The following is an 11,402-nucleotide window of genomic DNA, read 5'->3' as shown; positions in this document are numbered from 1 at the left end:
CTTAATTATTCAGATTTTAAGGTCATGAGAGATATTTCTATTATTTTTGCGCTCTGAGATAGATTCATATTGCGACAACACTAAAATTGACTATGTCCCTTTCAACAAAATATAATCCAGCAGAAGCCGAGTCCAAATGGTATGAATTCTGGATGGAAAATAAGTTATTCAGCTCGACAGTAGATTATAACAAAGAGCCCTATTCCATCGTCATCCCTCCGCCCAATGTGACAGGAGTGCTGCACATGGGACACATGCTGAACAACACCATTCAGGATGTATTGGTGAGAAAGGCACGCATGGAAGGCAAAAACGCCTGCTGGGTACCCGGTACAGATCATGCTTCCATTGCCACCGAGGCAAAGGTCGTGGCGCTGTTGAAGGAAAAAGGCATAGACAAAAAATCCATTTCACGAGAAGACTTCCTCACCCATGCCTGGGAATGGAAAGAAAAATACGGTGGCATCATCCTAGAGCAGCTGAAGAAACTGGGCGCCTCCTGTGACTGGGACCGCACCAAGTTCACGATGGATGCAGGACTGAGCGATGCAGTAACCAGCGTTTTTGTGGACCTCCACAACAAAGGCAAAATCTACCGTGGCATCCGTATGGTCAACTGGGATCCGCAAGGCAAAACAGCCCTATCCGATGATGAGGTGATCTTCAAGGAAGTCCAGTCCAAGCTGTATTATATCAACTACAAAATCGAAGGCAGTGAAGGTGAATACCTGACCATCGCCACCACACGCCCAGAAACCATCATGGCAGATGTAGCGATCTGCATCAACCCTAATGACCAGCGCTTCGCCCATCTCAAAGGAAAAAAAGCCCTGATTCCCTTGATCAACCGGGCCATTCCGATCGTAGAGGATGATTATGTAGATATGGAGTTTGGTACAGGATGCCTGAAAGTGACCCCTGCCCACGATGTAAACGATTATGAAATTGGCCTGCGCCATAAACTGGCAGTAATCGACATCATCAATGATGACGGTACGTTGAACGATAAGGCGCAAATCCTCGTCGGTGAAGACCGCTTCATAGCCAGAAAGAAAATCGCCAAGCTCCTAAAAGAGGCCGACCAATTACAAAAAGAAGAAGAATACACTTCCAATGTGGGCCATTCGGAGCGAACGGATGCAGTAATCGAGCCGAAGCTTTCGCTACAGTGGTTCCTAAAAATGGAAGACATCACCAAGCCGGCACTGAAGGCCGTAATGGACGATATCATTCAGCTTTATCCGCCAAAATTCAAAAACATGTACCGCAGCTGGATGGACAATGTGCGGGACTGGTGTATCTCCCGCCAACTCTGGTGGGGCCACCAAATCCCCGCCTTCTACCTTCCAAACGGTGAATATGTCGTGGCCAAAACTGCTGAAGAAGCACTGGAAATCGCCAACGAAAAATACAATGAAAACTATAGCTTAAGCGACCTCACCCAAGACGAAGACGTCCTGGACACGTGGTTTTCCTCTTGGCTATGGCCTATTTCTGTCTTTGACACCGATGTATTTACCACAGGTGAAAAGAACGAAGAACTTAAATACTACTATCCTACCAATGACTTGGTCACTGCCCCAGAGATTTTGTTTTTCTGGGTGGCCAGAATGATCATCGCAGGATACGAATACATGGGAGAAAAGCCCTTCCGAAATGTCTACCTCACCGGTATCGTAAGGGACAAGCAGGGCAGAAAAATGTCCAAATCACTGGGCAACTCTCCGGATCCATTGGAGCTGATCAAAAACTACGGTGCTGATGGCGTGCGCACAGGCATGCTCTTCAGTTCGCCTGCCGGAAACGATCTTCCTTTCGACGAGAAACTCGTAGAGCAGGGCAGGAATTTTTCCAATAAAATCTGGAACGCCTTCCGCTTGATCAAAGGTTGGGAAGTGGATTCCAATATCCTGGAGCACCATAACCATACAGCCATCAAGTGGTTTGAAAGCAGGTTTGACCAAGCATTGGAAGAAATCGAAGACCATTTCAGCAAGTTCCGAATTTCTGATGCACTGATGAGCACCTACAAGCTGGTATGGGATGACTTCTGCTCGTGGTACCTCGAAATGATCAAGCCCGAGTATCAAAAACCAATTGATCTGGAGACCTACGAAAAGACCTTGGGCTACTTTGAGGCCATTATGAAGGTATTGCATCCGTTTATGCCATTCATTACCGAAGAGCTGTGGCACCAAGTAAAAGGCAGGGATGTCAAAGATGCATTGATCGTGTCTTCTTGGCCTACCAAAGCTGCCTATGATGAAAAGCTGATCAACGATGCCGCTCAGGTATTTGAAGTAGTTTCCCAAGTGAGGAACATCCGTGCTTCCAAAGGCATCTCACCTAAAGAAGCCTTTGACCTCACCATCAATACGCAAAACCAGGAGATCTACACTTCCTTTGAGGCTATTCTTAAAAAACTGGCCAACCTTAGCAAAGTGGACTTTGCGGCAAAAGTGGAAGGTGCGCTGAGTTTTGTGGTAAAATCAGATGAATTCTTTATTCCACTGAATGAGCAAATCGACGTGGAAGCCGAAAAGGAGAACATCCAGAAAGAACTGGAATATACCAAAGGCTTCCTAAATTCAGTATCCAAAAAACTGAGCAATGAGCGATTTGTCAACAACGCTCCTGCCCAAGTGGTCGAAAATGAAAAGAAAAAACAAGCCGATGCCGAAGCCAAAATCAAGGCCTTGGAAGAAAGCTTGGCCAAGTTGGTTTAACCCGAAATTGCTTCAAAATCGGGTTAATTATTGACATAATAATAAGGCAAATTCATGCCCCATGTTCCCTTTGCTAGTCGAAGGGAGCATGGAGCATTTTTCATTTATTACATTGTCAGAAAAGCCGTATTTCATTCTGGGGGTTCTGTGCGTTCTGCGAGAAATAAAATCTGCCGGCAAGAAAGCGTATAATCAAAATATTTTTCAACACCAACTAATAATCATCCAAATGATTGGTTTATTTTTACACGCACAAAAGTACCATTTACAGAATCTGTAATTCACCAAATGAAAAACTTAAAAATCGCCATAATCGGATGCGGAAACCTTGGCCTCTCCATCGTCAATGGGTTGCTGGGGACAGAAGGGTTTGATGCAAAAAACCTCATCGTAACCAAAAGGCACCCTGAAAACCTTGACTATCTTCAACCACTTGGGGTGACCGTTTCAGCTGACAACATGTCCGCGGCCAGAGATGCTGACTTGATCATCCTTGGGGTGAAGCCTTATAATATCCCGCTAATTCTAAAAGAAATAGCACCTTCGATCACTGCTGACAAACAAACCATCGTTTCATTGGCTACAGGAGTGACCTTGGAGGAAATGTACCAGCTCTTGCCAGCAGATATGGCCATATACCGTGCCATGCCCAATATCGCCGCGGATATCCAAGAGTCCATCACCTGCATCTGTGGCAAAAATGGCACTCCAGCGACAGAGCAAACCATCAAGGAGCTCTTTGACAGCATTGGTATTTCGATTGTCATCGAGGAACACCTGATGGAGGCGGCTACTGTTTTGGGAGCTTGTGGGATAGCCTATGTACTTCGATTTATGCGGGCCATGACCCAAGGTGGAATCCAGATAGGCTTCGATGCCAAAACCGCCAACACCATCGTCAACCAAACCGTCAAAGGTGCCGCTGAGCTCATCATCAAAAAGGGCATCCACCCAGAAGCAGCCATCGATAAAGTCACCACCCCAAAGGGCTGCACCATCGTTGGCCTCAATGAAATGGAACACCACGGCTTCAGCGCCGCCATGGTCAAAGGGGTATTGGCTTCCTATGGAAAAATAGAGAAATAAAAAATAGTGAAACGTTATATCAAATCAGCCCAGTAAACGAAGCTGTACTGGGCTGATTTTTAAGGAATTCCGGAACAAAATCCTCATCCAAATTGCCACCTATTGGACTTCATTTCCAACTAGGTATTCGTATTTCATAATTTCCTCAAGTTCTTCATCAATGTTTTCATCAAATTTAAGATTGAAAAGCTTCCACTTATCTCTTCCCTTATAATACTTGAAAATAAACCTTAATGGTTGCCTATCGTATTTGACCAAGTATACGGAAACCTTTAGGCTCTCACCAACAGACTTTTCATACAGCTTTTCAAATCCAATATATTCCCCCATAAGGTTTGCATATTCCCTTAATTGAAACTTCACTTTTTCTGTACCATCTTTATTTTCTCCCATCCATTTATTGGTTCCGAAAATATAATCAAACGCTTCATCAGTGTTGGTCTCGTATTTTTTAAAAAATTTCTCCGTCAATTCATTTGTTGAATTTTGCCCAAAAGTAATCGATGCTATTAAAGTTAAGCTAAGAAGTAAAATTGTTTTTTTCATATTGTTCATTTTAACGTGGACATTACAAAAGTGAGTTTTGAAATGAGTGAGCCTCACTTCAAAATCACGTTCGATTTCACAATCTTTCAATATCCTATCCCGCTAAAAAGCATAGCCGAAGGAAACATAGGGCACAAATGGAAAAAAGTAATTGGGTCCAAAATACGGAGACAGTCCCGCTCTAAAAGTGAATCCACCATCCATGGGCTGCTTACGGTATCCAAAAACCAAGGAACCCAATACATGGCTTCCGTCGGGGTCTTCTTCATCCTCATACCAATTATCGCTTGAGGAAGTATAGGCACCATTGATACCTACTTCAAAATATTTACCTTCTTCCTCATTACCCATCAAGTAATTGAGCCCTATGGGAATGGAAAGTAAGCTATAACCGTCCACCCCAATATAGCCAACACCCACTCTTGCCCCTAACCCATTACTTTCGCTATTGAAACGTGTGTCATAGTTAAAGGTAAACAGCCCTGGGCCTCCCAGTTCGGCATAGATGTTTTCTGACCTTGGGGACTTCCGTTCTTGTGCCGTCACCTCCAATGCCAACAGTAATCCAATTGCAATGATCATTACCTTCTTCATCGTCCTATTCGGTTTGGTATAAATCTTAACTAAACAAACTCAGCATAAAATCAAAAAGCATATCCAAAGCGTACCCCTGCCCAAAGTGGCCAGAAGCCATTTTGATTAAATGCAGGAACCAGGTTGACACCAAATAAGAACCCTCCATCTTCGGGCACCTTCCTATATCCAAAATTCAACGTCCCCATCAGAGCAGGCGTATCACCCGTCTCCAAAATCCAATAATAATTTTCATCCACCGTAGTATGGTAATAGGATCGTCCATTATAGTAACCTTGATAGTCTTCCCATCGGTCCCTGTAATACACAAAGGTAGCCCCTCCGCCAAGTTCAAAAAAGTGCCTCCCATTTCCATATAATCTATTGATCTGAACCGGTATTGTCAAGAGGGATTGATCCGTTACCGAATAACCTCCTGCACCTACACGCATTCCCCAAGAGTTCATATTGGATTTATCAAACCTAAAATCATAATTAAATGAATAAACCAAGCCTGCCCCTCCAAGCTCAACATACACGGCCTGAGTGGGAGGATGACTTTTTTCTTGGCTATAGCCTTGACGAAAGGTCATTAGGCTCACTAAAAACAAGACACCGAAGATTATTTTTATATTGCTTTTCATAATTAACAATAGTTGATTTCCACCAAAATTACCCGCCGCCGCAGTCAAAAAGAAACATTTACCTACGCACATATACGCAGTTACTGACAAACATGACATAAATCATAATGGGCTAATGATAGGATAATTTTACAAAACAGTTTAGTTTTAAACCCGGATTATGCGTTAGGAATCGTTGTGAGAGCTGAAATTGCAAGAAAATCAGTTAGTTTGGAGGCATTAGCGTAGCGCCGCTACGGTAATGCCGAAAACTAAAGTGAAACGGCTGATTTTGAAGCAGTTTAAGGTCGCAACAGATAGGCTAATGCATATTCCGGGTTAAATGTAAATCCGCAATGACACCACTAATCAGAGAAATAGTAAATAGGTCATCACAGAAACCACGAAAATCTCAGAAAAGCTTTGTTTCATGCTGGGTGTTCTCTGCGTTTCGTGAGAAATAAAATCTACCGGCAAGAAAACGTGTAATCAAATAGTGTTAATACTCCAAACCATCATCAAGCGATGTTCAAGAAACTTCTCCCCATCCTTATTTCCATTTCCATCGTATTGGCCATTGGCTACATGCTAGGCCCCAAAGAAACATTGAGTGATTTGAAAGGAACCTACCCTACAGTCCCTGCAGACTTAAAACAACTGGAAGCCTATATCCAGCAAAAAGAGGATACCGTAAAAGGCCTCAAGCCCAACAACGAAGCCCGCATCATCTGGGCGGACAGTACAAAAACCAAAACGCCCTACTCCATCGTTTACATCCATGGTTTTGGGGCCAGTCAGATGGAAGGTGATCCCGTGCACAGGAAACTGGCCGAGCACTTCGGCGCCAACCTCTACCTGAGCAGACTTCCCGAACATGGCATCGATCGACCGAATGCATTTGAGTACCTTACTGCCGAAAAGTTGGCTGACGGTGCCCGAGAGGCCTTTATGATTGGTAAGCAACTTGGCGATAAAGTCATCATCGTGGGCACTTCCATGGGAGGAGCATTGACGGTTTTACTGGCTTCTGAGCGGGAAGATATCGAAGCGACCTTACTCTACTCTCCCTGCATCCGTGATTACGGCAGTCAATTGGAAGCGTTCTTCAGTCCTTGGCAGGGATGGCTATTTGAACAATTCGGCACCAATGACGATCACGTGATCCTGAATCCCCGAGAAGGCGACAAGGCCAAATACTGGTCCGAGCAATACCATATCAATGCCTACATCAGTTTGGCCAAGCTCGTATACAGTAAGATGGATGAAGCCACATTCAAAAAAATCAAACAACCCTTATATCTAGGTTATTATTATAAGGACAAAGAACACCAAGACGATGTAGTCTCTGTCCCGGCCATGATAGAAATGTACCAACAACTCAGCACTCCCGAACAGCTAAAAAGAAAAGTGGCCTTTCCGGAATCCGGAAATCACGTGATCGGCTCCAGTATCACTTCTGAGGATTGGGAAGGTGTACTTCGGTCCAGTATTGATTTTCTGGAAAACATCGTGGAAGTCCCCGTTCCTCAAAAAGAAGAAGTAACGCTCACCGAAACAGCCAAATAACCCAATGCCTCTCTTAAAGCCCATTACTTCGCCCACCTTATTGGCCAATGAAGCAATATGTAAAGCAAACATTGCCCGCATGGCCAAAAAAGCAGCAAAGCATCATGTAGCCCTTATACCCCATTTCAAAACACACCAATCCCTTGAAGTCGGGAATTGGTACAAGGAATTTGGCATCAATGAAATCACCGTTTCTTCCATTCAGATGGCGGCTTATTTTTCTGGCCAGTCTTGGAAAAACATCCACATAGCCTTTCCCTTTAACCCTTTAGAAATCAACCTACTGAACAGATTGGTAAAGGATCACTCCATCTCCATCCAGCTGGTCAATGCCGAGGTGGCGCAGGCACTCGCCGATCGCCTCACCAGTCCGGTAGAATTTTTTATTGAGATAGACGCAGGGTACGGCAGGGCTGGTGTAGAAGTAAGTGATTTTGGAAAAATCGAGGAGATCATGCGGATCGCCAATAGATCGGACAAACTCGATTTCAAAGGATTTTACATCCACGCTGGCCATACCTACCATGCCAATAAGGAAGGCATCCACGCTATTCACGGTCAAACTAAAGCTGCCTTGCGAATGCTGAAAGATAAATATTGTGACGAATTTCCAGACTTGATTACGCGGAGCGGAGACACGCCAAGTTGTTCGATAGAAGAAGATTTTGAAGGCATCGATGAAATCGGACCGGGCAATTTTGCTTTCTATGATCTCACACAGGCCAGTATTGGAAGCTGTGACAAATCCGACATCGCCGTAGCCCTGGCCGCTCCAGTAGTGGATATCAGGAAGGAAAAACGGGAAATCCTCATTCATGGCGGAGGTATTCACCTAGCCAAAGACGTCTTGATCAACAATGACGGTACCAATAATTACGGTGAAGTAGTGCTATTGACCGAGCAAGGCTGGACCATTCCTGCCACTACTTCCTTCCTGAAAAGCATCAGCCAAGAGCATGGATTGATAAAGGCTACAGACGAATTGATCAACAACATCCAGATAGGGGATATTCTCGGAATTCTACCCGTCCACAGCTGCATGACAGCGGACTGCATGCGTGGATACTTCAGCTTAAAGGGCGAAAAACTTGACCACTTAAAAGGCCAGAAAGCCTACTGACAGAAGTGTTGACCAATTTCGTTTAGGTTCCCCCATTGCTCCAAAACACCCCACCTAACCTTCCTCCCCGCGGCCACGGGGAGGAAGTCTCAAATCTCAAATCTCATGTCTCAAATCTCACGCCTCAACACTTTCTCCTCAATAACCCAGTCTTTTCAACATACTTTCACTATCCTGTTCTTCTGCAAATAATTTATGCTTGATCGTACCATCGGTATCCCTATCGATCAGGACATGCTTTGGAGCAGGAATCAGGCAGTGTTGGATCCCGCCATAGCCGCCCAGCGATTCCTGATAGGCACCCGTATGGAAAAAACCAATGTACTGGGGCTTTTTTTCGGTCTTTTTGGGAAGGTAAATATTGTATTGGTGAGCTTCGGAATTATAGTAGTCCATGCTATCGCAGGTCAATCCACCTAGGTTGATATTGTGGTATTCTTCTTTCCAATTGTTCACAGCCAGCATGATGTACTTCTGGTTTAATCCCCAGCTGTCCGGCAGCTGGGTAATAAACGAACCATCGATCATATACCATAACTCCTTGTCATTTTGGAGCTTCTCTTCCAGTATGGAATACAAAACTGCACCGCTCTCACCCACGGTATAGCTCCCAAATTCAGTAAATATATTTGGTTCCACCGTATTATTTTTGGCACACATCCATTTGATGTTCTTTACGATCTGATCCGCCATGTACTGGTAATCATAATCAAAAAAGACATTGGTTTTGATCGGCCATCCACCACCGATGTCCATGGTATCCAGCTCGGGACACACTGCCTTCAAGTCCACGTACTTTTGGATAAACCGTGTCAACTCTGACCAGTAATACGCCGTATCCCTGATTCCAGAATTGATGAAGAAATGGAGCATTTTAAGGCTTACATTGGGATTATCCTTGATTTTCTTTTCATACAAATCAATAATATCCTTATACCTCACCCCTAGCCGAGAAGTATAAAAACCGAACTTGGGCTCTTCATCGGCAGCAATTCTAATCCCTACCTTAAAAGGCACCTTGACATGCTCAAGGTAATAGTCGATTTCGGTCAGGTTATCCAATACGGGGATACAGTTATGGAAACCATCATTGAGTAATTCAGAAATATATTGTTTATATAAATCTCGCTTGAATCCATTGCAGACGATATGCGTATCCTTGGTAATCTTGCCTTTTTCATAGAGGCTTTTCACCAAAGGAATATCGAATGTGGAGGAAGTCTCAATATGGATATCATTTTTAAGTGCCTCATCCAACACAAAGCTAAAATGGGACGATTTGGTACAGTAGCAATAGGTATAATTGCCATGATAATCATGTGCCTGCATCGCATTGTTAAAATACGTCTTTGCATTTTGGATGCTTTCACTGATTTTTGGAAGGTAGGTCAGCTTCAGTGGCGTACCGTACTCCTCGATGATCTCCATAAGGTTTACACCATTAAAAAACAGGTTATCATCTTCTACCTTGAACTCCCTTGTAGGAAAGTCAAAAGTCTGCTGAATTAAATCAATGTATTTGTTCATTTGGGCAGTGCATGTTTAGAGCTTTAATGCTCGAAAATTGCATTAATAATTGCTGAAATCAAAATACTAATATCCACACTTAACACGCTCAGCAGTTTATGTTCAAATTTGAATATAAAATTGAATTTTGGCAGCATATTTGCTTTAAAAAAGAAAAACCCAACAACCTTTTTAACATTTATTTAGATTACTTGGTATCCCCATATTGCCACCAAAAAACTGGGGAATCATTCCACACTTTACCAACCATTGCTCCACAGCCCAAGGCAACCGAACCAACAATTAAAACATTAAAAACCAAACAGTTAAGTTATTTTAACGCAGTTAAAACTAATGGTATGATTATTACAACTATCCAACATAGAAAAATACGGAAGATAAGCACGAAAAAAATATGTTACGAAATATGTTACTCCAAGCAATGAGCTTCAAACATTTCCCTTTGCCCATCATCTTACTGACTGGGCTTATGATTTTTGGGTGTAAAGAAGAAGAAAAAGTAGACGAAGGACTACCTCTCCCTGTCATGACACTAAAAGAGGAAAAGGCAGCTAGGTCATATCAATACCTTGGCTCCATAGAAGGGGTGGAGAATGTTGAGATCCGAGCTCAAGTAGATGGGATTCTGGAAAAAATCTACGTGGACGAAGGTGACTTTGTAGAAAAAGGTCAGCCGCTGTTCAAAATCAACAGCCAGCCCTACATGGAGGACCTCAAAAATGCACAGGCCAATGTAGAATTGGAAAAGGCAAAACTTCGAAAAGCGAAAACTGAAATTGAACGACTTCAACCGCTGATCGATAATGAGGTCATCTCAGATGTGAGAATGCAAACCACATTGGCCGATTATGAAGTAGCCAAGTCAGCGCTGGAGCAGGCCGAGGCCATGGCAGCCAATATGCGCATCAACCTAGAATTCACTACTATAAAAGCCCCAGTAAACGGTTTTATGGGAAGGATACCGCGGTCCATTGGTAACGTCGTAAAAAAGACCGACTCAGAGCCACTGACCACCCTCTCTAATGTGCATGAAGTATATGTTTACTTTTCAATGAGCGAATCTGATTATTTGTATTACGAAAGGATGAAAAAGGATTCAACGTCCAAAAAACTGAATCCACATGTAAAGCTCATCTTGGCTGACGGCAGCATTTATGACAAAGTAGGTACCATCGATGCCAATTCAGGGCAGATCAACCGTTCCACTGGCTCCATAGCGCTCAGGGCTCGGTTCACTAACCCTGACACGCTTTTAAGGTCAGGTAATACTGGAAAAGTCCTAATGGAACAGATTTATCCAGAGGCAATATTGATCCCTCAAGGAGCTACCGCATCGATACATGACAAGAAATTTGTCTACACCTTGAATGATGATAATACGGTCAATAGAAAGGAAATTAAGATCGAAGGCAGATCAGGTAAAAAGTACATTGTTAGCGATACCAGTCTTTCAAGTGATGACCGCATTGTCACTTCAGGGCTGGACAAACTCACCGATGGTGTAAAGGTAAAGCCGCTCGAAAAAGGGCAGTTGCTTTCCTCTGATGAGTAAACCCACTACGGATTACACAGATCATTTAAAAATTTTCACCAAAGACGTGGATGGTGGGCAACTGTCAAATACGGGTTGGAACA

The 11,402-nt window shown here is 43.5% G+C and carries 9 protein-coding genes; 5 read left to right on the top strand and 4 right to left on the bottom strand.

What is annotated here, in order from left to right; genetic code table 11:
* Positions 1–92 precede the first annotated feature (92 nt).
* Both DN752_RS18405 and proC read left to right on the top strand, forming a co-directional pair.
* A complete protein-coding gene (locus tag DN752_RS18405) occupies positions 93–2,726 on the top strand; it encodes a valine--tRNA ligase (RefSeq protein ID WP_112785324.1) in 2,634 nt (877 codons plus the stop codon).
* Positions 2,727–3,014: 288 nt separating this feature from the next.
* Positions 3,015–3,812, top strand: a complete 798-nt coding sequence (gene proC / locus DN752_RS18395) for a pyrroline-5-carboxylate reductase (RefSeq protein ID WP_112785322.1) — start codon at positions 3,015–3,017, stop codon at positions 3,810–3,812.
* 99 nt (positions 3,813–3,911) lie between these two features.
* On the opposite strand, the gene DN752_RS18390 is transcribed toward proC, so the two are convergent.
* The 3 genes from DN752_RS18390 to DN752_RS18380 all read right to left on the bottom strand — a co-directional run bounded on the left by DN752_RS18390 (position 3,912) and on the right by DN752_RS18380 (position 5,575).
* A complete protein-coding gene (locus DN752_RS18390; protein ID WP_162633264.1) occupies positions 3,912–4,358 on the bottom strand; it encodes a hypothetical protein in 447 nt (148 codons plus the stop codon).
* 102 nt (positions 4,359–4,460) lie between these two features.
* A complete protein-coding gene (locus DN752_RS18385) occupies positions 4,461–4,952 on the bottom strand; it encodes a hypothetical protein (RefSeq protein WP_112785320.1) in 492 nt (163 codons plus the stop codon).
* 50 nt (positions 4,953–5,002) lie between these two features.
* Positions 5,003–5,575: a hypothetical protein gene (locus tag DN752_RS18380; RefSeq protein ID WP_170134463.1), complete on the bottom strand. Its 573-nt coding sequence runs from the start codon at positions 5,573–5,575 to the stop codon at positions 5,003–5,005.
* Between the two features lie 504 nt (positions 5,576–6,079).
* Here DN752_RS18380 and DN752_RS18375 point away from each other — a divergent pair.
* Positions 6,080–7,120 (top strand): alpha/beta hydrolase, encoded by a 1,041-nt coding sequence (locus tag DN752_RS18375; protein WP_112785319.1) that lies wholly within the window; start codon positions 6,080–6,082, stop codon positions 7,118–7,120.
* A 4-nt stretch (positions 7,121–7,124) separates the two neighbouring features.
* Complete coding sequence (locus DN752_RS18370; protein ID WP_112785318.1) at positions 7,125–8,240, top strand: alanine racemase; 1,116 nt, start codon at positions 7,125–7,127, stop codon at positions 8,238–8,240.
* A 138-nt stretch (positions 8,241–8,378) separates the two neighbouring features.
* Here DN752_RS18370 and DN752_RS18365 read toward each other — a convergent pair whose 3' ends face one another.
* Positions 8,379–9,767, bottom strand: a complete 1,389-nt coding sequence (locus tag DN752_RS18365; RefSeq protein WP_112785317.1) for an arginine decarboxylase — start codon at positions 9,765–9,767, stop codon at positions 8,379–8,381.
* A 406-nt stretch (positions 9,768–10,173) separates the two neighbouring features.
* On the opposite strand from DN752_RS18365, the gene DN752_RS18355 reads away from it, so the two are divergent.
* Entirely contained in the window at positions 10,174–11,319 is a 1,146-nt protein-coding gene (locus DN752_RS18355) for an efflux RND transporter periplasmic adaptor subunit (RefSeq protein WP_245949299.1), read from the top strand.
* Positions 11,320–11,402 lie beyond the last annotated feature (83 nt).

This window comes from Echinicola strongylocentroti (assembly GCF_003260975.1).
In the GTDB taxonomy this organism is placed as follows: Bacteria; Bacteroidota; Bacteroidia; order Cytophagales; family Cyclobacteriaceae; genus Echinicola; species Echinicola strongylocentroti.
This window is presented reverse-complemented; position numbering and strand designations above follow the sequence as displayed.

Excerpts from the sequence above, each read along its gene's own strand:
- DN752_RS18380 (WP_170134463.1), bottom strand. The coding sequence starts at position 5,575 with ATGAAAAGCAATATAAAAATAATCTTCGGTGTCTTGTTTTTAGTGAGC.
- DN752_RS18385 (WP_112785320.1), bottom strand. The coding sequence starts at position 4,952 with ATGAAGAAGGTAATGATCATTGCAATTGGATTACTGTTGGCATTGGAG.
- DN752_RS18370 (WP_112785318.1), top strand. The coding sequence starts at position 7,125 with ATGCCTCTCTTAAAGCCCATTACTTCGCCCACCTTATTGGCCAATGAA.
- DN752_RS18365 (WP_112785317.1), bottom strand. The coding sequence starts at position 9,767 with ATGAACAAATACATTGATTTAATTCAGCAGACTTTTGACTTTCCTACA.
- proC (WP_112785322.1), top strand. The coding sequence starts at position 3,015 with ATGAAAAACTTAAAAATCGCCATAATCGGATGCGGAAACCTTGGCCTC.
- DN752_RS18405 (WP_112785324.1), top strand. The coding sequence starts at position 93 with ATGTCCCTTTCAACAAAATATAATCCAGCAGAAGCCGAGTCCAAATGG.
- DN752_RS18390 (WP_162633264.1), bottom strand. The coding sequence starts at position 4,358 with ATGAAAAAAACAATTTTACTTCTTAGCTTAACTTTAATAGCATCGATT.
- DN752_RS18375 (WP_112785319.1), top strand. The coding sequence starts at position 6,080 with ATGTTCAAGAAACTTCTCCCCATCCTTATTTCCATTTCCATCGTATTG.
- DN752_RS18355 (WP_245949299.1), top strand. The coding sequence starts at position 10,174 with ATGTTACTCCAAGCAATGAGCTTCAAACATTTCCCTTTGCCCATCATC.